The organism is Pseudobdellovibrio sp. HCB154 (assembly GCF_046267985.1).
Lineage (GTDB): Bacteria > Bdellovibrionota > Bdellovibrionia > Bdellovibrionales > Bdellovibrionaceae > Pseudobdellovibrio.
Genome location: NZ_CP176530.1, coordinates 2,220,702 through 2,244,123 on the forward strand (window position 1 = coordinate 2,220,702; position 23,422 = coordinate 2,244,123).

21 protein-coding genes are annotated in these 23,422 nt (G+C 40.2%); 4 read left to right on the plus strand and 17 right to left on the minus strand.

The genetic code is table 11. The features are described 5' to 3' along the window. The 7 genes from ACKWCF_RS10780 to ACKWCF_RS10810 all read right to left on the minus strand — a co-directional run bounded on the left by ACKWCF_RS10780 (position 1) and on the right by ACKWCF_RS10810 (position 9,317). Positions 1 to 285 (minus strand): DUF5985 family protein, encoded by a 285-nt coding sequence (locus ACKWCF_RS10780; protein ID WP_409477594.1) that lies wholly within the window; start codon positions 283 to 285, stop codon positions 1 to 3. After that, on the minus strand, positions 270 to 578 hold the full coding sequence (locus ACKWCF_RS10785) for a DUF5985 family protein (protein ID WP_409477595.1): 309 nt from the start codon (positions 576 to 578) through the stop codon (positions 270 to 272). Before ACKWCF_RS10785 ends, ACKWCF_RS10780 begins: the two co-directional genes overlap by 16 nt. Next, entirely contained in the window at positions 529 to 906 is a 378-nt protein-coding gene (locus tag ACKWCF_RS10790; protein ID WP_409477596.1) for a hypothetical protein, read from the minus strand. The genes ACKWCF_RS10785 and ACKWCF_RS10790 overlap by 50 nt, the downstream gene beginning before the upstream one ends. Next, positions 899 to 1,324, minus strand: coding sequence for a response regulator (locus tag ACKWCF_RS10795; protein ID WP_409477597.1), 426 nt, complete (start codon positions 1,322 to 1,324; stop codon positions 899 to 901). Before ACKWCF_RS10795 ends, ACKWCF_RS10790 begins: the two co-directional genes overlap by 8 nt. Then, positions 1,263 to 2,861, minus strand: coding sequence for an ATP-binding protein (locus ACKWCF_RS10800; protein WP_409477598.1), 1,599 nt, complete (start codon positions 2,859 to 2,861; stop codon positions 1,263 to 1,265). The genes ACKWCF_RS10795 and ACKWCF_RS10800 overlap by 62 nt, the downstream gene beginning before the upstream one ends. Next, positions 2,858 to 8,476 carry a HAMP domain-containing protein gene (locus ACKWCF_RS10805; protein WP_409477599.1) on the minus strand — a complete coding sequence of 1,873 codons (5,619 nt, stop codon included), beginning with the start codon at positions 8,474 to 8,476 and terminating at the stop codon, positions 2,858 to 2,860. Before ACKWCF_RS10805 ends, ACKWCF_RS10800 begins: the two co-directional genes overlap by 4 nt. 124 nt (positions 8,477 to 8,600) lie before the next feature. Continuing rightward, positions 8,601 to 9,317: a hypothetical protein gene (locus ACKWCF_RS10810; protein WP_409477600.1), complete on the minus strand. Its 717-nt coding sequence runs from the start codon at positions 9,315 to 9,317 to the stop codon at positions 8,601 to 8,603. Between the two features lie 491 nt (positions 9,318 to 9,808). Here ACKWCF_RS10810 and ACKWCF_RS10815 point away from each other — a divergent pair, with 491 nt between their 5' ends. Then, entirely contained in the window at positions 9,809 to 10,555 is a 747-nt protein-coding gene (locus ACKWCF_RS10815) for a hypothetical protein (protein ID WP_409477601.1), read from the plus strand. A gap of 8 nt (positions 10,556 to 10,563) precedes the next feature. After that, on the plus strand, positions 10,564 to 11,538 hold the full coding sequence (locus ACKWCF_RS10820; protein WP_409477602.1) for a fatty acid desaturase family protein: 975 nt from the start codon (positions 10,564 to 10,566) through the stop codon (positions 11,536 to 11,538). A gap of 7 nt (positions 11,539 to 11,545) precedes the next feature. On the opposite strand, the gene ACKWCF_RS10825 is transcribed toward ACKWCF_RS10820, so the two are convergent. The 5 genes from ACKWCF_RS10825 to ACKWCF_RS10845 all read right to left on the minus strand — a co-directional run bounded on the left by ACKWCF_RS10825 (position 11,546) and on the right by ACKWCF_RS10845 (position 16,390). Further along, positions 11,546 to 12,304 carry a hypothetical protein gene (locus tag ACKWCF_RS10825; RefSeq protein ID WP_409477603.1) on the minus strand — a complete coding sequence of 253 codons (759 nt, stop codon included), beginning with the start codon at positions 12,302 to 12,304 and terminating at the stop codon, positions 11,546 to 11,548. A 138-nt stretch (positions 12,305 to 12,442) separates the two neighbouring features. Continuing rightward, positions 12,443 to 12,721, minus strand: a complete 279-nt coding sequence (locus tag ACKWCF_RS10830; protein WP_409477604.1) for a helix-turn-helix domain-containing protein — start codon at positions 12,719 to 12,721, stop codon at positions 12,443 to 12,445. Between the two features lie 228 nt (positions 12,722 to 12,949). Then, on the minus strand, positions 12,950 to 13,930 hold the full coding sequence (locus ACKWCF_RS10835) for a hypothetical protein (protein ID WP_409477605.1): 981 nt from the start codon (positions 13,928 to 13,930) through the stop codon (positions 12,950 to 12,952). A 224-nt stretch (positions 13,931 to 14,154) separates the two neighbouring features. Beyond that, complete coding sequence (locus ACKWCF_RS10840) at positions 14,155 to 14,910, minus strand: ZIP family metal transporter (protein WP_409477606.1); 756 nt, start codon at positions 14,908 to 14,910, stop codon at positions 14,155 to 14,157. Positions 14,911 to 15,001: 91 nt separating this feature from the next. Further along, the gene (locus ACKWCF_RS10845; protein WP_409477607.1) at positions 15,002 to 16,390 is read right to left on the minus strand and encodes a PLP-dependent aminotransferase family protein; all 1,389 of its coding nucleotides are present in this window, start codon (positions 16,388 to 16,390) and stop codon (positions 15,002 to 15,004) included. A gap of 92 nt (positions 16,391 to 16,482) precedes the next feature. On the opposite strand from ACKWCF_RS10845, the gene ACKWCF_RS10850 reads away from it, so the two are divergent. Together ACKWCF_RS10850 and ACKWCF_RS10855 are read left to right on the plus strand one after the other, a co-directional pair. Then, positions 16,483 to 17,097: a GNAT family N-acetyltransferase gene (locus ACKWCF_RS10850; RefSeq protein ID WP_409477608.1), complete on the plus strand. Its 615-nt coding sequence runs from the start codon at positions 16,483 to 16,485 to the stop codon at positions 17,095 to 17,097. Next, positions 17,090 to 17,695: an FMN-binding negative transcriptional regulator gene (locus tag ACKWCF_RS10855; RefSeq protein WP_409477609.1), complete on the plus strand. Its 606-nt coding sequence runs from the start codon at positions 17,090 to 17,092 to the stop codon at positions 17,693 to 17,695. The genes ACKWCF_RS10850 and ACKWCF_RS10855 overlap by 8 nt, the downstream gene beginning before the upstream one ends. On the opposite strand, the gene ACKWCF_RS10860 is transcribed toward ACKWCF_RS10855, so the two are convergent. From ACKWCF_RS10860 to ACKWCF_RS10880, 5 genes are read right to left on the minus strand one after another with little or no spacing between them, the layout of a single operon-like run. Beyond that, entirely contained in the window at positions 17,687 to 18,295 is a 609-nt protein-coding gene (locus ACKWCF_RS10860) for a YiiX/YebB-like N1pC/P60 family cysteine hydrolase (RefSeq protein WP_409477610.1), read from the minus strand. The genes ACKWCF_RS10855 and ACKWCF_RS10860 overlap by 9 nt on opposite strands. Positions 18,296 to 18,342: 47 nt before the next feature. Beyond that, a complete protein-coding gene (locus tag ACKWCF_RS10865) occupies positions 18,343 to 19,248 on the minus strand; it encodes a MipA/OmpV family protein (protein ID WP_409477611.1) in 906 nt (301 codons plus the stop codon). Further along, complete coding sequence (locus tag ACKWCF_RS10870; protein ID WP_409477612.1) at positions 19,229 to 20,635, minus strand: sigma-54-dependent transcriptional regulator; 1,407 nt, start codon at positions 20,633 to 20,635, stop codon at positions 19,229 to 19,231. Before ACKWCF_RS10870 ends, ACKWCF_RS10865 begins: the two co-directional genes overlap by 20 nt. A gap of 27 nt (positions 20,636 to 20,662) precedes the next feature. Further along, a complete protein-coding gene (locus ACKWCF_RS10875) occupies positions 20,663 to 22,195 on the minus strand; it encodes a two-component system sensor histidine kinase NtrB (protein WP_409477613.1) in 1,533 nt (510 codons plus the stop codon). Further along, entirely contained in the window at positions 22,185 to 23,420 is a 1,236-nt protein-coding gene (locus ACKWCF_RS10880) for a type II secretion system F family protein (protein ID WP_409477614.1), read from the minus strand. The genes ACKWCF_RS10875 and ACKWCF_RS10880 overlap by 11 nt, the downstream gene beginning before the upstream one ends. Positions 23,421 to 23,422: the final 2 nt, after the last annotated feature.

The following is a 23,422-nucleotide window of genomic DNA, read 5'->3' on the forward strand; positions in this document are numbered from 1 at the left end:
TTAAGAACTTTCCTGACGGTTTTTATCGACAATTGAAATAATAATTAAAGCAAAAGCTAAAAGCCGCATTAAATAAATAGCGGAATTACTTTCTCCACTCTGTTCACTCATTAAAAGCAAAATAACGCGTTCAACAGATAAGATCACAAAGGCCACACCAAAAAACATAAATAAGCGGTCATGGGTTTTCTTCCAGAACTTAAAAAAGAACAGACTTGCAACACCACAACCCAGCATGATGGATCCTGATAAAAACCAGTAGACATTTTCTAGACTGAATCCCATACAAATCCCCATAGTAAAAAAGCAATTCCGATTAAGCCTGGCAACGTACGTAGAATTGAAAGATCAATTTCTGGCAAGACAACAAGATCTACAAATAACAGTGCATTATTGATCGCAAATCCCACAAAACAAAGCCCGCTTAAAAAAAGAAAAATTTGCCGACTTCGATGATACTTTATTAATAAAAGAATCGCGCACAGGGCGCTGGTGCAGGCACAAAGTAAGTAAACGACAGATATCATATTACTTCTCCCTTCTGATTTTAAAGGCTTCTGAAAAAGCTTGAATAGCATCTATCGGGCGCGAGTAGATCAGATCTATCACCCAGGTTGGACGTCTTTGATAAGCTTCTATTAAATTGGCGACTAACGATTTAATTTTTTCTGAAGTAGGGCTGTAGCTAAACTCTGAACTGTCGGGTTTATTTAAAACCCTGGCAGAATAAAGATCTTCTAATCTTTTTTCGATAGCCAGATCAGCGCTGCGAAGTTCTTCACTGATCTTAGCGGTGGTCCATAGTTTTTGCGGGTCTTGTTGAAGCAATACAAGAATACTGATCTGCTCGATCGAAGTGATCTTATCTAGAATAAATTTTTTTATTTCTTCTGATGAATCATCCATGGTTTAAATAACGGGCAATCACTTGCAGCATAATATCAATATCAATGGGTTTTTTTATGCTATCAATAGCCTTGATCTTACTTTTTTTACTTTCAATATGGCCGTCAGCGGTAATAATAACGACCGGTGTTCCGGCTAAGCGCGGATCGCTTAACTGGGCCTCACGAAATTCGTAGCCATCCATAATCGGCATCATTAAATCTAAAAATATTAATCCCGGTAGCTCCTCAACAGAACGAAGATACCTTAAAGCCGCCTGCCCGTTTGAAACACAATGAACAATGTAACCTTCTTCTGTAAGTAAAGTTCTTAACATGGAGTGCATCTCAAGAGCATCGTCTATAATAAGCAGTCGATTAGAGTGTTGACTCGGACTCAGGTGGTCGTTTTTTACTGGTATCGGTTTTAATATCTGCATTTTCTTTTGGTAATTCAACAATGAATTCTGATCCACGCCCTACCTCGCTTTCAAGTCGGATAGTCCCCTTATGTGCTTCGATAATTTTTTTTACGATATACAGACCAAGACCAAGGCCTGCGATATTTCCAGTCGGTGAAGCGCGTTCAAACTGTTCAAAAATACGTGCTTGGTCTTTGCGTGAAATTCCAACGCCGTTATCTTTAACTCTGAGAGTGACCGTTTCTTTATCGGCTGTGGCGGTAATTGTAATCGGCTCTCCACTTCCATACTTAATAGCATTTGAAATTAAATTCACCATCAACTGTTCTAAACGAAGCTTATCCCACTGGCCTACAATCGGACCTTCAGCGTTGACTGTGATATAACTTTCAGCTTGGCGTGCCTGATCTTCCATACGCGAGACCACCTCGTCGACCAGCTCGACAAAATCAAATTGTGTCGGATCAACAGTCAGTCTGTTCATTCTGATGCGTGAAATATCTAACAGATTATCAATCAAAGAAACTAAACGGCCCATCTGGCTTTTTGAAAATGTAACGGCATCTAAGACCATTTGTTTAGGAACAACATCATCTTGTATTTTTCGCACCTGACGATCGAGAATTTGCATTTTTAATCCCAATGAATTGATCGGTGTTTTAAGTTCGTGTGAAGCGATCGAAAAAAATTCGTCACGTGTTTGAAGTGTTTTGCTCAATTCTATTTGGGCATTTTTCTGATCTTCAATATCGGTATATGTTCCGACCCATCCGGTGATATGCTCGGCGCCGTCCTTGATGGGTATCGCCCGCAATAAATGCCAACGATAGGCTTGATCTTGTATTCGCTGCAATTGGCATTCGGATTCAAAAGTTGCCCCTGTGTGCAAGTGTTCTTCCCAATTGGTCTGAAAACCATCACGTTCCTCATCCAAAATGGGCTTTAGCCAGCCTTCTTCGTCCATCGAATCTTTCAACGACAAGCCAGTATAAGAAACCCATTGGCGGTTAAAATAATCCATTTTTCCGTCGGCTTTGCAGGTCCAAACCATTTGCGGAATAGATTCCATCAGGTTTTGAAAGCGTTCTTGCTCAGAACGTTTAAGTTCTGCAATTTCAAGTTTGTGCAACTGTTCAGATTGCTGCTCGATAGTTTTATTTTTTCTATAGAGATCAATAAAAACAGCGACTTTAGCTTTAACAATTTCTGGTTCGAGAGGTTTTGCTAAATAATCAACAGCCCCCACCGAATAGCCTTTAAAAATATGTTCCACGTCTGTAGCAATAGCCGTCAAAAAAATGATCGGCACATTACGTGTTTTTTCTCTGGTCTTAATCAATCGGGCTAACTCAAAGCCATCCATTCCGGGCATCATCACATCTAAAAGAATTAATGCATATTCATCATTTAAAAGTTTTTGAATAGCTTCTTTTCCTGAGCTAACCATAACTAAATTGCGATCCTCGCCGTTTAAAACAGCTTCTAACGCCTGTAGGTTTTCCCGGCGGTCATCAACAATCAGAATATTTACGGCGTCCTTCTTGGCTTGGCTCATTGTAAATTCTTTGGTGGTAAATGTTTTTCAATAATCATTAAAAGCTCTTCATTAACAATCGGCTTAGCAACAAAGTCATCAAATCCAGATGTCATGGCTTTTTCACGGTCTTCTGGCATAGCTTTAGCGGTCACAGCAATAATCGGAATATCTTTTAGAATTTCAAATTCACGAATTTGTCTTGTCGCTTCGTACCCATCCATCTCTGGCATCATGATATCCATTAACACTAATTCAAATGATGGATCCTCTTTTAATTTTTCGACAGCCTCTGGCGCGTTATTCACCGCCACGATCGTTGCTCCCCGATTTTCAAGAAAGCTTGTTGTGGCGTAAAGATTTCTAGCATCGTCATCGACTAACATAATTTTACGGCCTTCTAGATTTTTTTCCTGAGATCCGCTTACGTCATTTTGAAAACCGTAATTTTCTTCTGCGTTGGCACTTTCATCTTCCACCTGCTGTGAAGACGTCAAAATATCGCTGACGATTGTTAAAATGCGGTTTCCTTCAGACGGATTTTCAATGTACTCAACACAGCCTATGCTTAGGGCTTTGTCGCGGGCATTAGGAATTGATTTCGAACTGTAGGCCACAATCGGAATATTTCTAAGATTCTCTCTTTTTTTAATTTCTTCAACTGCCTCGAAACCATCCATACCTGGCATCACCATATCCATGAGAACTATTTCTATTTCTGGATGTTGCATGAGGTATTCAATACCCTCTTCACCACTTTCAGCCGTGGCTGTTTTAACCTGACGGCCTTGCAAAAGTTTTTCTAGCGCGTAACGTCCACGAGGATCATCATCGATCACTAAAATATTTCTGCCTGAAAGATTACGGTTTAAATCTTGTGATGACAGTAAAGCATCTGTTGAAGTGTGAATGCGCGATAAATTGTGCTGCACAACTTCAGTGATCGTTGTATCTATGCCCGACATCGGAAGGAATAACGTAAACGTACTTCCTTCGCCCGGTTTACTGCTTAACCACATTTCACCACCCAGAAGTTTGACTAAATCGCGGCTGATCGTAAGCCCAAGACCTGTGCCGCCGTATTTTCTGGCCGTCGTCGTATCGACCTGTTGAAACGCTTCGAAGATAAGCTCTTGCTTGTCTTCTGGAATTCCAATACCCGTGTCGATCACGCGGAATGAAAGCACTTTTTTAGCACTGTTTAAGACTGGATTTTTAAATTTTAAATTACGGTCTGCAAGGCTGATATCTAAGCGCACCGAACCTTTTTCAGTGAATTTGAACGCATTTGAAATCAGATTTTTTAAAATTTGGCTTAAACGTTGGCTATCAGTCACAATACTTGGCGGCGTATTTGGCTCTATGCGCACATCGAATTGTAAACCTTTTTGATGAGCCACTTGGTTAAATGATTTTTCGACATAATCTCTGATTTCATCTAAGCTCACTTCACGGTATTCGACCGTCATGCGGCCAGCTTCGATTTTTGAAAGATCCAGAATTTCGTTAATTAACGCTAATAAATCATTACCAGATGAGTGAATTGTTTTAGCAAATTCAACTTGTTGCGAAGTTAATGTGCCTGATTCGTTATCGGCCAGCATTTTAGCTAAGATTAGCAAGCTATTAAGAGGCGTACGAAGTTCATGCGACATGTTCGCCAAGAAATCTGATTTGTATTTTGAAATACGCGAAAGCTCTCTGGCTTTTTCTTCGATCGAAGCACTGGCTTTAGCGATTTCTTGATTTTTAACTTCAAGTTGTTTGGCTTTATCTTCCAGTTCTTGGCTTCGTCCTTCAAGTTCGGCATTAGATCTTTGTAATTCTTGAAGAAGTTCTTCAGTACGCATACTGGCACTGATCATATTAAATACGACACCAATACTTTGCATCAGCTGTTCTAAAAACGATAAGTGAATCGCACTGAAAGCTTGAAACGAAGCCAGCTCAATAATGGCTTTTAATTGGCCTTCAAATAACACCGGAAAAACCGCCATATTACGTGGTGGCGCCTCGCCCAGCCCAGAAACAATATGAATATAATCTTCAGGCACATCGGTCACCAGAATCGCTTTTTTCTCTAAAGCGGATTGGCCCACTAAACCTTCACCCAAAGAAAATCTATTTGAAACATGTTTACGTTTTGAATAGGCATACGAACTGATCAGTTTTAAAATCGATGGCTCATCTTCTTCGCCACCTTCAAAGACATAGAAAGCACCAAATTGCGCTGAAACAACTGGAGTCAGCTCATTCATAATCTGCATTGATAAAGATTCAATGCTTCGTTGACCTTGCATCATGCCGGTAAATTTCGCTAAGTTAGTTTTTAACCAGTCTTGTTCTTTATTCGTGATCGTCGTATCACGAAGATTCGAGATCATTTGATTGATATTATCTTTTAATTCTAACACTTCGCCTTGCGCTTCAACAGTGATCGAACGAGTTAAGTCACCCGTTGTTACCGCAGTGGCCACATCGGCAATCGCACGTACTTGTGTGGTTAAGTTTCCGGCCAGTTGATTTACGTTATCTGTTAAATCGCGCCAAGTACCCGATGCTCCCGGTACTTTCGCTTGGCCGCCCAGTTTACCTTCAATACCCACTTCGCGGGCTACCGTTGTTACCTGATCAGCAAAGATACGTAATGTATCAGTCATACTGTTAATCGTATCAGCGAGTGAGGCGATTTCACCTTTAGCTTCAAAAAGTAATTTTTGACTTAAGTCACCGTTCGCAACAGCGGTTACGACTTTAGCGATACCGCGTACTTGAGATGTTAAGTTATTCGCCATCGTATTAACGTTATCAGTAAGATCTTTCCAGATACCTGCAACACCAGGAACTTGCGCTTGGCCGGCCAGTTTTCCTTCGGTACCTACTTCGCGCGCCACACGAGTTACTTCGGCAGCGAATGAATTTAACTGATCCACCATGCGGTTGATTGTTGTTTTTAATTCTAAAATTTCACCTTTGGCTTCAACAGTGATTTTTTGTGATAAGTCACCACTGGCAACCGCTTTGGTCACAAGGGCGATATTACGCACTTGGTTGGTTAAATTTCCCGCTAGTTGGTTTACATTTTCTGTTAAATCTTTCCACGTGCCCGCAACACCTAATACTTGCGCTTGCCCGCCGAGCTTTCCTTCGGTACCTACTTCGCGTGCCACACGTGTTACCTCGGCAGCGAATGAATTTAACTGATCCACCATCGTATTGATGGTTTCTTTGAGTTCTAAAATTTCACCTTTAGCTTCAACAGTAATTTTTTTCGACAAGTCACCATTGGCAACTGATGTGGTAACTAAAGCAATGTTACGCACTTGGTTTGTTAAATTACCCGCTAACTGATTTACGTTGTCGGTAAGATCTTTCCACGTTCCCGCAACACCAGGCACTTGCGCTTGCCCGCCCAGTTTACCTTCGGTACCCACTTCACGCGCCACACGTGTTACTTCGGCAGCGAACGAGTTTAACTGATCCACCATCGTATTAATGGTATTTTTTAATTCTAAAATTTCACCACGCGCCTCTACAGTGATGGTTTTTGATAAGTCACCTTTAGCAACTGCGGTTGTGACTGTTGCGATATTACGCACTTGTGAAGTTAAATTACCCGCTAAGAAATTTACGCTGTCGGTAAGATCTTTCCACGTTCCTGAAACTCCCGTCACTTCGGCCTGAGCTCCAAGCTTTCCTTCGGTACCTACTTCACGCGCTACACGTGTTACTTCGGATGCAAACGCACGTAACTGATCTACCATGGTATTGATGGTATTTTTTAATTCTAAGATTTCACCACGTGCTTTAACAGTGATTTTTTGTGATAAGTCACCATTGGCAACGGCCGTTGTAACAAGTGCAATATTACGCACTTGATTTGTTAAATTTCCGGCTAATGCATTTACTTGGTCGGTTAAATCTTTCCAAGTTCCCGCTACACCTTTTACTTCGGCTTGTGCACCTAAGTTACCTTCGGTACCCACTTCACGCGCCACACGTGTTACTTCGGATGCGAAGCCTCTTAACTGATCTACCATGGTATTGATGGTATTTTTTAATTCTAAGATTTCACCTTTGGCTTCTACCGTGATTTGTCTTGATAAGTCACCATTAGCAACGGCTGTCGTAACGAGGGCGATATTGCGCACTTGGTTTGTTAAATTTCCGGCTAACTGATTTACGTTATCCGTTAACTCACGCCATGTTCCGCCCACACCAGGTACTTGCGCCTGGCCACCTAAACGGCCTTCAACACCTACTTCACGCGCCACACGCGTTACTTCGGCAGCGAATGAATTTAACTGATCCACCATGATATTGATGGTGTTTTTTAACTCTAAGATTTCACCTTTAGCTTCAACAGTAATTTTTTTCGACAAGTCACCGTTCGCAACAGCCGTGGTAACGGCCGCAATATTACGTACTTGGTTTGTTAAATTACCCGCTAGCATGTTTACGTTGTCGGTTAGATCTTTCCAGGTTCCTTCAACGCCTTTTACTTCGGCTTGCCCACCTAAGCGACCTTCGGTACCTACTTCTTTCGCCATACGAGTCACCTCGGCTGCGAATGAATTTAACTGATCCACCATTTTATTTAACGTATCTTTAAGTTCTAAGACTTCACCACTGGCTTCAACAGTGATTTTTTGTGATAAGTCACCTTTCGCAACGGCGGTCGCAACGAGTGCGATATTACGCACTTGGTTTGTTAAATTTCCGGCTAGCTGATTTACGTTTTCAGTCAGATCACGCCATGTTCCTGAAACGCCTTTTACATCGGCTTGCCCACCTAATTGCCCTTGTGTACCCACTTCTTTCGCCACACGAGTTACCTCGGCAGCGAATGAATTTAACTGATCCACCATGGTATTAATTGTATTTTTTAATTCTAAGATTTCACCTTTGGCTTCAACGGTAATTTTTTTCGATAAGTCACCATTGGCAACTGCCGTTGTAACGGCTGCGATATTACGTACTTGGTTTGTTAAGTTACCCGCTAACATATTTACGTTGTCGGTTAAATCTTTCCAGGTTCCTTCAACGCCTTTGACTTCAGCTTGCCCGCCTAGACGGCCTTCAGTACCCACTTCTTTCGCTACGCGAGTTACCTCAGAAGTAAATGATTGCAGAGTTTTTACCATTGTGTTGATGGTGGTTTTGGCTTCTAAAATTTCACCCTTAGCTTCGACCGTGACTTTCTGCGAAAGGTCTCCGGCCGCAACGGCGCGCATTACCCGCGCAATTTCTTTTGTTGGTCTGGCTAATTCACCGATCACAGAATTTAAAGAATTTAATTTATTAGCCCAGGCCCCAACAGCCCCTTCAACAACCGCACGCTCCGAAAGACGCCCTTCGTTCGCTACAACAGCACTGACGCGCACAAACTCTTTCGACATTTTATCAAGACGATCAATGGTTTTATTAAGCTTTGTCGCTATTTCACCAACTAGTCCATCTTCTAAATACTGATAAGGAATACGCGCTGAAAAATCGCCTTCTAGCAACAGAGTCAGAGTGGTGTTAATCATCTTTAACGATGCATCGTGATCGTAAGACTTTACTTTTCTGTGCCTAACTGGCGGCGGACTTTTTTTTCTAAGCCCTTGCTGCGTCGTTGTATGGATGCTGGCCATATACATCTCCATTGTTTGGCGTAGTGCTTCAAACGTGTATATGCCCCAAACTGCAAGGTCTGTGCTTGGCTCTTAGATGATTCTTAACAAAGATGACTTTTGGAAAAGGGAATTTTTCCCTTTTCTATTCGCAGATTTGGTTTTGCTCTTCGGTACTGATTTTGAATTGTGCTAACGGCTTAAAATCAACAATGCGCTTTTTGATAGAGTCATAGCCTTCAGTATTTCCATCGGTATTTCGCATCCAATAAGAAAGTGCATCTTTACCAGATATTCCGCAGAACTGGCGAAGTGCCAAAGCAGAAACTAAACCAGAAGCGTGCCAACCATTCCAACAGTGCATGTAAATCGGAGACTTACCCTCGCCTTTGATGGCTTTATAGATCATTTCTAAATACACTGTCGTGTTTTCAACATCAGCAGCAGTTAATTGGTAGTATTTAAGCGTATTAGCTTTTGATTCAACCGTTGAACAGTTCACTTGCTTAGGGGCCGTTGAAAAATTAGTTTCATACAGATAAACACTGGCGCCAAAACCTTCACTGCAAAGATTTTTTAATCCGATATCTGGTAAAGGGTTCGTATTCGAGCGTTTGCCGTATTTATTATAAGAGTTGTTCGCTCCGCCACGATAAAGAATACCTTTTAAAACTTTGCGAAAGTTTCTAACGCCATACATGTTTTCATAGCCATCACCATGGTTATCAACTAATTTTTCGTTCAGCGAATTAAGCTGATAGCGCTGTTCATATTTTCGAACTTGCTCAGCTAACTCAGATGTTCCGGCAAATACAGTTGATGTGAATAGTAAAGAAACAAGAATGGCTTTTGTGTTTTTCATACCTCAAGTAGAAAAACTTTTTTTATAAAGTACAAATTTTCATTCTGTTAAGAAAGGACAATAGTCCAGCTGTTGGTAAAAACTTAACCTGATCCTGACAAAAGCTCCGGAGCGTTCCTTTAAACTCCGGAGCACAAAGTCCTCTTGCAACTATCTATTTATTCACAGAATGTTCGATAAATTAAGTACATTCAAATAAACGATCGTTCTGCCAATGGTCGTCTTCACACAAACACAAGCGGATTGGTCGTAAAAAACCAATCCGCTTCTTTTTTAAAGAAAAAAATCTCACCCACAACAACTTTTTCTAATGTTAAAAAGAGGTAAAAATTTTAGGCAGAAAAACTAATTATGTTCAACCATTCTCGCATTGATACGTTTCAGTTTCAGAAGTAAAGCAAATAAACTAATGCTTAGGTGTAAATTACATTAAAATAGGTATAAATAGAAAATGTTTTAGACAGTGCATGTATCAACTTGAAAGGACTGTTATGCGAAATAGTTCTGGGAATTTAATTTATCTTACAGATTACTTAAAGCCAATCAATGATGCCGACCTTCAGTATTACCTTCTGTCTCCGCGCAACCCTCCACCGGAATATACAAAATTACACGACGATGTTTTTGATTTTTGGCTCAGTATTTGGAAGCCGACTCTGGCTGCAATCGGTTACAGCGATTCGCATCTTCACGAGGATTTCATTAGACAAGATGTTGTCAGTTGCATTTGTGCTGGTGATAAAGTTGTCGGCGTTTTACTTTTTGCCTTTTACTCTTTAGACGCAAAAGCCCCAAAAACATTTCGTTATATGACAGAAAATTATCCTGAAGAGTTTTTTACAAAAGTTAAGGCCATGGGCGTGCGTACGGCCATGAGTATGCAATACCTAGCTGTTCACCCCGATTGGCGTGGCAAGATGAATCCTCAGGCTCCCATTGGGTTATTAACCGTTGGCATGTCTTACCGTGTGCGTGATTTGTACGGAATCGATGCCAGCATTGCTCCCGCAAGAAAAGATCACAAAGTGAACGATCTTACGAAAGCCCATCAAAGTGAAAGTATTATTTCTGATTTTATAAGCCACAATGTGCCTTGTGATTTAATCGCTTGCTTAAGCGGAAAACCTTATGAGCATGCGTCGCCACAGATTCGTGCGATTGAAAAGGCTCTATGGGAGAACCGCATTGATACAACAACCAGTAGTAGCGTTGCCCCTAAAATTAAAAAGACAGCCTAAGGATCAGCATGGAACGCCAAAGATATTTAGAAATACGTAAAAAAATTAATTTAAAATTAAATGCTACACATTTGTATCTTCATATTGTGCAGGATATTTTATTAATCGGCGGTGTTAGCTTTTTACTTTCTAACTCTGGTCTTTTATGGCGGCTCGCTGCAATTCCGTTATTGTCTATATTCATGTTTCGACACTTCTCACTTATGCACGAAGCTGTACATGGGGTTATTTCTAAAAATAAAACTATAAATGATCTTGTAGGATTTGTGTCAGGTTGCCTTTGCATTTTACCTTATCACCCCTGGAAACAAATTCATCTAGAGCACCATCACTGGAGTGGCAATTTAGATAAAGACCCTGTAATGGCACTTATACGCAACTGTCCGAAGTGGCCCAAACCTGTTCAATTTGTTCTTTCTACTTTTTGGCAAGTGTGGATACCACTACTGGCGATTCTTCAATATTCTGTTTTTTGGATTTTATCGACACTGCAGATTTTTAAACCAGGAAATTCGGCAAAGAATATTTTAAGCACAGCCCTTCCCCTTATTTTCTGGGGAACGGTTTTGTATTCACTTCCCGCTCAATTATCTTTGACCGTGTTATTACCGGCAGCAGCCCTTTATTTATTGGCTGTAGAAGTTGTTAACTTTCCCCACCACATCGGGCTTGTGCAATATATTGGTGAAGCTAAAATTCCTGTCTGGCAACAGTACCAGACAGCGCGCAGCTGTACCTATCCTTTATGGCTGGCTAGATTTGTGGTGCTGAATTTTAATTATCATACCGAGCACCATATGTTTCCAGATGCCCCTTGGTATGAGCTCTATAATATTCATTGTGTTTTAAAAGAAGAACTTGGGTCTGCTTACAATGTAGATTCACAATTTTCGTGGATTTTAAAAAATCGCCCAAAATCTATTGAAGAGATGTTGTTGCCGACAGAAACAACTACGGCTGCGCCTTACAAAGACGCAGCCTAGAGTTTTATTAAATAAACTGAATATTTACAGCGTCGTCGCCCATGGCGATGATTTCGGCTGTAGAAGTACAAATAACTCCTCTTGCCACACCATGTATCATATCGTCGTTAACACTGACTAATGAGCCAATATTAATGAAATTGGCTAAAATAGCTCTGTTTACAAAGGGCTCTTGTACAACGCCACCTTGATTTGTTTCGCGAATAATTTGACGTGAAATAGTGAACGCTTTTAAAGGAAGATTACCATCCAATACAGCATTACAGTCTGCAATCGTGCTCTCGATGGCTTTCGTTGAACGTTCCCATAAATGATAAAACTCATGAACAATAATATCTAAAAGTGAATAACCCGTGATTTGGAAAAAACTTAAACTGCGATACAGCTGAATCATTTCATCGCCGTAAACTTCAACGATTTGGTCTTTAGCAATTGTACGTAAAAAATCATCACTCGCTTTTAATCCATAATGATGTAAAGCTTTTTTTAAGCATTTAAGTTCAATATCTTCGATGGGTTCGCGAGATGGGCCTGGGTCAATCCAGTTAGACCACTGCTCAAAATAGGCAGTCATTTGGTATTTCTTTTTATTAGGCGTTTCACTTAGTTTTAGAAGTGAACCCTTTGAACAAATGCGAACATTATACCCATAGATTGTTAGCAAATCTGCAAATCGAGTTAAGGCTTCAAGTAACTTAACGTTAACCGGATCTTGTAGAATACTTTCTTCTTGAAGATCATATTTTTGGATTTCAGCTGCTAACATATTGCCTACCTTGCATTTGTTTTAAGTGCGCTTTTTATAGCACAAGTGATCTTAAATTTCCTTACAGACCTACAAATAAACTTAAAAATGTGGAATTTTTACCCAGATATCAAAAAATAACCGCATTTTAAGGGCTTATTAAGCCGATTTTAGCTTGCGCTTCTTTTTATAGACTTTCGATTCAATAATTCTTTTTGAATCGTTCAGCATAACCTCAACGATATGTTCACGATTAAGCTTTAAAACCTCAATAACATGATGAAAACAGTGTGACGGCGGAGCACAAAGCCCACGCTCCCAGTTCGAAACAAACTGAGTGTGAACCTTAAGTTTTTTAGCAAGAGCACCTTGAGTAAAACCTTCATCAATTCGTTTTTCTTTTAAGTAATTTCCTAAATCATGAAAATCGTTGCTCACTCTTATTCTCCTTGAATAAGAAAACTATATAATAGTTTTTTATTTAGGTAAAGAAAGACATTGTTATACAGCGAATTAACTTCTACGAGCGTTACCCCTGTTTTGGGGGCTGCTTTGATTTATATAAACAATTCTGTTTTATTTTTCGGGTAAATAGCCACATAGTTCGGCCATGGCTCAATTATATAATAATTTTTTATTTAGCAAGGAGAGTGAACTCTTTACAAATTAACGGCAGGTTCCCGTTTTAGGGTCAGCTTCGATTTGCATGAACAGCTTTTGGTTCATCTGAGGGCATAAATCCTGAAAGTTATTAACACCTACACTGACTGCGGGGTTTTTCTTATCAGTCTTATTATTTGGGTAAATCGCCACATAGGTTTTACCATTTTTGTGGTTTAAGCCCACATTTGTTGTATTGCCGATTTGCTTTTGCGGAAAATTAGCTAAATCAATCACACATGTTTTTTTACCGTCATGAGCAACAAGTTTAAAATAGAGAACCTTATTGTGTTCGATCTTCATTTCAAGCGTTTGCTTGAACGTTAAACGAATACCGTCGATCACTTCACCGCCATAACTACATTTAACATCGGCGTTTAAGTCTTCTTTTTTTCCACCAACAGCGCTGGTTTTAACTGTACCCACTCCGCTGATAGGCCCCGCCGTAAGCGTTGGCAATGGGTCAGTTATACAATCCAAACACTCAGTGGCTTTCTGCGGGTTTTTCATGTCTTTTAATTTAGTTGTGGCTTGGTTCATTGTATCCAGTGCGGCTTGTGACGGCTCACGGTTTTCTGATGGATCTGGCGAACGGTATGCTGTCACTGGTTCGCGGGCCTCCATATATTCAGCGCGGTCCATTGATTTGGTGATTGAGCCAAGGCTTGAGAAAAAATTAAAGAGCGGGCTTTGTGTGTTATTCATCGCCCACATTGACTGCCCCATCATCGGACCTGATTGTGGCGTGAATTGCATAGCGTATTGGTTATTACCCATATTGATCGCTTGCAATACCTGTAAGCGCTGCCCTGGTGGAACTTGCGCTAATTGCAGCTGCTGTTGCGGCGTTAAATATTGCGGATACATTTGGCGCATCATCATATCCATTTGGGCTTGCTGCTGTAATGTCATCGTCGTTGCCACCGGCGTTTGTGCCACGGCAACTGCTGATACAAAAAAGATGATGAAGCTTGCGATAAATCTCACGTAAACCTATCGACATTGGGCTTCGTTAAATCAAGGCGACCTCAGTCTAGGTATCTGCTAGTTCTCTTCACGGCCCTTTAAAATAGCGAGGAGTACTTTTTCAGCTTCGTAATCCATACGTGGAAACGGAAGTGATTTGGCTTTACCTGATTTCTTCATAGGCTTTTTCATAAGGCCTCCCAACAATCTACTCCAAGCTAAGCTTGAGGCAATGTGCCTCAAGCTTAGCTTGGTAAGATCATCGTAAGCAATGGCAGAGCCAACAACCCCATCGCAAATTGAGGCTGTTTTATACGATTTAAAAAGCTTCCGTGTTCTTTCAGCTCAATCACAACCGAGGTAAACATCGCTCCACCCGCCATCATTAAGATCACCGGCAACGCTTGATTCACCAACGAAAGCAATAAACCCGCAACCACCCCACCGACTAATTCAACAACACCAGAAAACAAACCGCCGGCAAAAGATTTTTTTAAATTCCAACCCATGCCTTTAAGACATAAAACCATCAATAAACCCTCAGGAATATTTTGAATCGCAATCGAAGATAAAATAGGAATTGCCGATTTAAGATCAAGTCCTGCGAGCGAAGCTCCGCTCGCTAAACCTTCAGGAAAATTATGCACAATCAAAGCTAAAGCTAAAACTAACTGCGACGAAGAGATTTGCGGCTGCTCATGGGTTGCGTGCTCTTTACGTTCGATAAAAATTTTTAAACCATAAATAACAACTGCACCAAAAACAAAACCGATAAGACTTAATAAAAACAACTTGGGATTGTTCAGTGAGTTTTTAGCCGCGGGTGCTACTAATGAAAAAGCTACGGCAGAAAGCATTAAACCTAAGGCAAAGTCGATTGAAAATTTAAATTTTACAAAAGGGCCTGACTTCGTTGGCGTTAAAGATAACAACGCCCCCACTGCTGTTGCAGTAAATGAAATTAAACCACCTAAAATTCCAAGCCAGAGTACCGAAGACATAAGCCATATCCTTTCGTTTACTTTAAGTATCGGCCTTTTCTATATCAGCATGTACTGTTATAGATATATTTGATATAGATATTGATTATAACTAATCTAAGCACCCTGATAAGGTTTGCAGGCCTTGATCTATTTCTCTTTCATTTACTCCAGCAAAACCTATTCTTAAATGAGTTCCGGTTTTTCCGCGGTAGTCCATGCCTTTTTCGTCTTGAAAAAACACACCCTGTTTTTTAGCACGACTGGCTACTTTCGAAGAGTCCTGGTTTAGGTTGACCCAAATTGACATCCCTCCGGTTGGCGCGTGCCAAGATAAATCAAACTTTTTTTGCAAAGTTAAAAGGTGATCTTGTAAATGTAGAAATCTTTTTTCGTAAGTTCTGCGCATACGGCGCAAGTGCTTTTCAAAACCACCGTCTTTAAGCCAAGCAGCCAATGCTAACTGTGATAAACAATCAGTTTGGCGGCTCACTAAATATTTCTGATAGATCAAATGCTCTTTTAACTGCGCATCGCAGGCAATAACTCCTAAACGCGCTCCGGGAAATAACACTTTTGAAAAGCTGCAAATATAAATTCCGTACGCTGTTTCTTGCGATAACGGCGCTGGTGGAGGCCCTGAATAGTGAAACTCGTAATCATAGTCATCTTCTAAAATCGGAATCTGATGTTTTTCACAAAGCTGAATCAACGCCTGCCTGCGGCGCGGGCTAAGACTTACCGTTGTGGGATACTGATGCAGCGGTGTCGCGTAGATCATTTTAACTTTTTTAATGGCGATAAGCTTTTCTAGCTGGTCAGTGACTAAACCTTCTGCGTCGACGTCAATCGGAATAATCTTCGCTCCCAATGCTTCAAATAACCGCCAAGCCGGAGGATAACCTTTAGCTTCAACAGCAATCGCATCACCTGGTTTAATCAATGCTTGTGCGATTAAATGCAAGGCTTCTTGTGATCCGTTAGTGATAATAAATTCTTTATCTAATAAATTGCGGGTTCGTCTTAAGTAACCAGCGATTTCTTTTTTCGCGCTGTCTAAGCCATCGATGTGGCCATAATTTAATAAATCAGGCTTTGTCTTTTCTAAAGTGGCCGACAAAACTCTTCGAAACTCGTCTTTTGGAAAAAGACGCAGATCAGGCTGCCCGCCCCAAAATTCTAAGCGAAAACGTTCACGCTCAGTAAAGATCTCAGGTTTTGGGCGAACAATTTTAAACTGGGCTGATTTTTTCGAGTTCATCGGCGCCGTTTTTGAAGTGGTCACTGGAACTTTTTCCGAAACACGGTAGCGGGTTTTTTCTGAGTTTTCAACCCACCCTTCAGCCACTAAGGTTTGTAGTGCCGTCATTGCGGTAAAGCGGTGGCATTTAAAAAGTTTTGCCAGTTCACGTGTAGAAGGCAGCACTTCGCCGCTCTTAAGAATGCCATCTTTGATATGACTGACAAAATGATTGTAGATCTTCTGCTGCTTTGAAACCATATAAAGCCTCTTGTTAGCTTGGTTTATCTGGTCTAATAGTTAAATTAATTCTGGTTATTCTTGTTAGACCAATTATTTCATATCATGGCTATATGGAAAACACTAACGATATCTACACAGCCCCAGCCACTTTAACTGGAAACAAACTTAAGCTCGTGCCCGCAAGCCTCGAGCATTTAGACGATTTGAGCGAAAACCTACCTCATCCTAGTGCTTGGCACGGACTACATTGGGGAATCAAAACCAAGGCCGATATCGAAAAAGTCATGCTTGAGCGCGCTGTTAAGGCCAGAAAAGAAAAGACCGGAAACTGCTTTGCCATGATCGAACAATCCACAGGCAAAGCTGTTGGTATGAGTAATTATCTGCACTTAGACCGCCGCCATAAGTGTTTAGAAATTGGCGCAACTTGGGTTGGGCATAAATATCAAAAAACTTTCGTAAACACTGAAGCTAAACTTTTAATGCTCACTTACGCTTTTGAAACTATCGGAGTCGTGCGTGTTGAGTTTCGTGTTGATTCGTTAAATTTTAATTCACAAAGAGCCGTTCTTCGCTTGGGAGCAAAGTTTGAAGGTGAACTTCGTCAAACAGCGATTTTGCCTGATGGCAGAAAGCGCGATTACCGTATTTATTCTATCTTGGATTCTGAATGGCCAAGCTGCAAACAGAACCTGAAACAATATCTGGAGAAAAAATATGTATAACCCCAAACACTATAAAGTCGAAGATTTAGAAAAACAGTTAGAGTTTATTCGCAGATACCCTTTAGGAACTTTGATTACGAACGCCGATAATAGCCTACAAACAAGTTACCTCCCCTTTTTTGTTGAACAAAAAAATGATGAACTTTATTTGTTGGCCCATTTAGCCCGCTCAAATCCGCAATGGAAAGTTTTAACCTCTCAAAAATCTTTAATCAGCTTTCGTGGGCCTGATTGTTATATTTCGCCAACACTTTATAAAACTTCGCCGCAAGTACCGACCTGGAATTACACAGCGATTGAATGCTCCGGAGAAGCTGAGCTTGTTAATGATGTGACAGGGCTTGATGCTCTGATGAAATCATCTGTAGATTTTTTTGAAAAGCGTAACAACACCAGTTGGAGTTACGATCTTCCTGAGAAATTTAAATTTGGTTTACTTAAGGCTATCGTGGGTGTGCGATTTAAAATTACTCAGATTGATGCAAAATTTAAATTAAGCCAAAATCGTGAATCAGAAGACTATCAGGCCGTAAAAGACTTCTTGCAAACAAGCACAGCCCCGTTTGCAAGTGAAATGCTGTATTGGTTTTTAAAGTGATTCCACAATTAATGTCATGTTGGGATCGACAGTTTGTGCCACCGGCGTAAGAATAGGCTCATCTAAATTAAGCTCTTTACCGATAGCTGTTAAACGCTCTTCGATAAGTCTTTTTGTGTAAGGCCCATCAAGCTTTAGATCACCTGTTCTTTGCAACTTACCGATCGGATGCCCTGTCACAGCTTTGAAAACTTTGTATGTTAATTCGCTACAATAGATGCGATCATCAGACCATTCAAAAAAGATATCATACGGCTGATTGTACTTATAAAGCTGCACGTAAAGCTGCGGCACCATTTTTTGCGAAAAATATTTAAAGCGCATGACTCTGTATTTACGATCTTTACTTCTAGCAATAAATGATTTCAGAGAGTTTACCTGTAATGGCCCTACCGCCTCAGCCACATGCCATTCGTCAGATTTTTTAACGATCACACCCACGTGAGTCCACTGAGACCCCGTAGATTCAGCAATCGCTGCAGCTTGTTCAGTTTGGCTGTGAATAAAGATCAGGTCGCCCTCAGCAAGCTTTTTCTCTATAGCTGTGCTAGCTAGCGCTAAATTCGGTAACAGAAGTAAACAACATAATAAAGTCTTCATACAAGGTAAGTATAGGCGCGCTTTTTTAACGCAGGCAATACTTTAAATTATTGGCGCTCTGTAGTGCGCTGGTAGAAAAACCATGCAACGGCTGCAAACACTGAAGTGTTGGCATCACTTTTAAAAAGTGGTGACTCCACATTCTCGGAGCGGCCGTAGTAACTATAAGTAGCCCCGAAAATTAAATTAAAACGATTATACTCATAAAGAAAGTTCTGACCAACACTCAATGTGGATAACCCAGGCTTAGCCTCGTAAGCTGGGCGATCTGCGGTCGCGTACCGATTCTCCACCTGATAGTAGTAATTTGCCACGCGCTGATTGAAAAACTCCACAGATAAAGAAGTGATCGCTGACAAATTCGGCACTAAAAAATTTAATTTTTGAAACCTTAATTCAGGCTCAAACACTAAACCTAAAAATTCTGTGGCCTTAAAATCAGTCTCAAAAGTCAGTCTTAAAGGAATTTGCAAGGTTAACGAACCCACTTTAGGCTCTTTCCAAAGTTTGTAATTAAGGCTTGGCCCGGTTTCAAAAATGTAATTTAAATCCGGCATGCCTAAACGAGCTTTGTTCCCATCGCTGTCGTTATTAAAACGTGCGCCGAAACTTAAATGAATTTCTAATTCACGGGATTTAAAAAGTTCAGCGCGTGTTCCTTCTTCTTGATCCGATTTAAGAACATCACCGCGATAGATAACTAAGGGTAAAAGTAAACTTTTGCGCGAATATTCATCTGATGCCGGATAATCGGCAATCGAGCCATAACCATATCCAATGCCTATTTCAAGCTCTGAATAGGTGGGTTCTTTTTCTTTTTTTAGCTGAATATTTTTTTCGACATCAATGATATTGATCAAGTCCTGATCAATGCTTTGAGCCCGCAGTTGCGGGCTCAAAATAAGAACTAAGAATAAGATTTTAAAATAATGACTATTCATCGTCCATTTCATCGTCACCCATTACGCCTAAGCTGTATTTTTCTACACGGTAGCGCATTGAGCGGAATGAAATTTTAAGTAACTTCGCAGCTTTTTTCTTCACGCCGTTTGATGCATGAATCGCTTTGATTAATAATTCTTTCTCGATTTGGCCAATCACCTTATCAAGATCTAAACCATCATCACCGATTTCGATCTCATTTGATGAAGCCATTTTACGACCTGATGGCGTATTCACCATTGGTGGTAATGATTCTGGTAAAATCGTCGAACCAGCTTCTAAAGCCACAGTACGTTCGATCATATTTTCTAACTCACGCACGTTACCTGGATAATTATACTTTTTTAAGATATCCATCGCTTCAACTGAAATACTTTGAATTTGTTTTCCCAGCTTATCGTTGTATTTACGCAAGAAGTGATTCGCTAATAACGGAATATCTTCAGAACGATCACGTAACGGCGGCGACTTAATATTGATAACATTTAAACGGTAAAATAAATCTTGGCGGAATGTGTTTTTAGAAACCATCTCTTCAAGATTTCTGTTTGTCGCAGCGATGATACGCACTTCAACTTTCATGTCATCTGTCGCACCTACGCGGCGAATGATACGCTCTTGAATTGCACGAAGTAACTTTACCTGAATTGAAGCTGGTAACTCACCCACCTCATCTAAGAATAACGTACCGCCGTCAGCCACTTCAAATAAACCAGCTTTATCAGCGATAGCACCTGTGAACGATCCTTTTTTATGACCGAACATTTCTGATTCCATTAAGTTTTCAGGAATCGCACCGCAGTTCACTGTCACAAACGGTTTGTCTTTTAAAGGACCATTATAGTGAATAGCTTTAGCGATAACCTCTTTACCGGTACCAGATTCACCCGTGATTAACACGTTTGTTGGTGCCTGTGATACACGTTGAATTAAGTTAAATACAGAGTGCATAGCATCTGAATTACCCACCATATTTTGAAATGAGTACTCTTTAACTAATTCTTTTTTAAGAACGCGCACTTCAGTTTCTAAATTTTTAGATCTTAAAGCGTTAGCGATATTTAAACGAACTTCGTCGATTTTAAATGGCTTAGTTAAATAGTCATAAGCGCCTAACTTCATCGCTTCAACAGCGGTCTCAGTTGTACCGAAAGCTGTAATGATCATGAACACGATATCAGGATAACTTTCGCGAACATGGCGAAGTAATTCAATACCTGTTAGATTTGGCATTTGCATATCCGAAATAATCATATCAAATGATTTTTTCGTTAAAATGTCTCGGGCTTTAGCTCCGTCTTCAGCCGTCGTAACTTCGTAACCTTCTTTTTTTAGCATGATCTCGAGGAACTCTCTGATCGATTCTTCGTCATCTACTACTAAAATACGTGATTTCATGATGTCTATCTCCTGTTTATGTATTCTTTATGCTTTTTTAAATTTTAAAATAAATTCTGTTCCAACGCCCATTTCACTGTGAATCTGCATCTGCGCCTGATGTGACTCAAGCACCTTGTGTGTGATCGCAAGCCCCAAGCCAGTGCCTTTAGGTTTCGTCGTAAAAAATGGTTCAAAAATTCTTTTCTTAACTTCTTCTGGCATACCACTTCCGTTATCTTTGATCGAAAGCATAACTTCATCACCAAAAGTTTCTAATTTAATCACAAGCTTTGGATTTTCATTATTTAGCATCGCTTGTACAGCATTCATCGAAATGTTTAAAAAAGCCTGCTTTAACTTGTCAGCATAACCCAAAATCATTGCCGAATTCACTTGAATCTCTAAATTTAGGTTTTTCGGAGTTTGCGGACTTGCCTTAATATTCTGAATCACGTCATTCATAACTAAAGCCAAATCAATTTTTTGATCTGGGCGCTGTTCAGGCTTTGAATAATCTAAAAACTCAGTGATGAGGTTATTTAAACGATCGATCTCTTTTAAGATGATCTTCATTAACTTTTGATCATCTGGGTTTTTAGCATCTGTTGAAAGCAACTGAATACTGCCGCTGATCCCGGCTAATGGATTTCTGATTTCATGGGCAATACCTGCCGCTAACTGACCAATCGCTGCTAACTTTTCACGTTGGCGCATTTGATCTTGCAGATGTTTTACTTCAGTCACATCTTTTAACATCATTAAATTAACTGTTTCATTTAAATAAACATCTTCGTAGCTGGCCTGGTTTACTTCGTAGATTTTCTTTTCTTGAAGCTGTGGATTGTAATAAGCAAACTCAGCCTGCCCACGCGTATTAGTTTGGCTAAAGATCGTACGTAAATCATTCACTGAAAGATTCAAACGATCAGTTAAATTTTTATTAGCAAACAATAAATCATGGCTTTGATTAAAAGCTGTAAGCCCCGTCGGCATTTGTTGGATTAAGACTTCAGAAAACTCTTCTCTCGACCTTAATTTTTTTGTAACCGTAGTTAATTCACTATGCAGATCTTTAAGCTGTACGCGGAACTGTTGCGAAATAATCGAAACAGTCACAAAGGAAAAGTTAAATAACACTAAAGTAAATAGGTTCTGAATACCTTCCCAACGGATCGAAAGTAAATTCACAAATGACAGACAAACTGAACTAAACATCGTTAAAACTAATGACGATGTTTTAGAAAGTTCAGAACCTGCAATAAATAACAAAATTAATAGTACAATTAAGTTAAAGCTTGATAACACCGAATGTTGGGCCATTAAGTAAAATAAAATCACAAAATCAAACATAAACGAAAGCACATGATTTTTACTGTTAGTAAAATACAGTAAAAGATGATGTGCAAAAAACAGCAGCACTGCGCCGTAAAAGTGAATTAAAAAATTAACCTGAATAAACGGCGTTTGCGATAAAATCGCCAGTTGAAATAACACGCTATAAAAAAACAGTACCACAGCCCGCCAGTCGCGAGCTGATAATGAAGTAAAATGCTGTTCGATCTTTGCATTATTGAACAACTGTGTCTCCCATTTGGAATACTGGCAAGTACATCGCAACTAGAATGAAACCGATAATTCCACCTAAGACGATCATTAACAGCGGCTCGATAAGTGATGTCATGGCACGAATTGCATTTTCAACTTCATCTTCGTAGAAATCGGCAATCTTACCTAACATCGAATCAAGTGCGCCGGTTTGTTCGCCGATCGCCACCATTTGCGAAACCATTTGTGGAATTTCTTTTTGGCGTGATAACGGCAAGTGAAACGGACGACCCACTGAAATTGATTCTTTACAAGATTTTAAGGCGTTCTCGATCACGTAATTACCCGCCGTATTGGCTGCGATATCGATCGATTCAAGCATACTGATACCTGATGACAATAATGTCGACATCGTACGCGATAAACGCGCCACCGATGCTTTTTGAACCACATCACCGATCACCGGAGCATTAATTAAAAATTTATCTAAAGCCTGGCGGCCTTCTTTACTGGCAAAAAAGCTGATAATAAAATAAATAGCGACGAAGATCCCGATAAAAATACCCAGCCAGTGATTACGTAAAGCATCTGACATATTGATTAACATTTGTGTTAATCCCGGAAGCTCTTTACCGCTGCCTTTATATAACTCTTGGAACTTTGGAATAATGAAAACGATAATACCTGAAATTACGAGGACCGCAGCGATAACGATAACAATCGGCATCGCCATGGCCCCTTTGATTTGATTTTTGATCTTTTCATTTTTTTCAGAGTAAACTGAAAGACGATTTAAAATTACATCGATGATACCGGCTTCTTCGCCGGCACGAATCATATTACAATACAGATCATCAAACACGCGCGGAAATTGCTTCATTGAATCTGATAATCTTTTACCCGTTTCAATCGAAGCTTTAATCTGTAATACCGCCTCTTTAATTAATTTATCTGAAGTTGACTCAGAAAGAATTTTTAATGCATCGACAATCGGAATACCCGAGTTGATAAGTGTAGCAAACTGACGCGTAAAAATTTGTAAGTCTTTGGTTTTTACTTTGGGAGCAAAAAACGCCCCGAGTGCGCCGATATCATGCGCGTTCTTTTTGCCGGGAATATTGGTCACGACCTTTAAGGTCATCGGCATAAGTTGTTTAGCGCGCAGACGAACCTTTGCTTCAGATTCGTCTTTAGCATCAAGATAGCCAGTTTGAATTTTTCCGTTCAGTGAACGGGCCTGGAATTGAAACTTAGCCATGC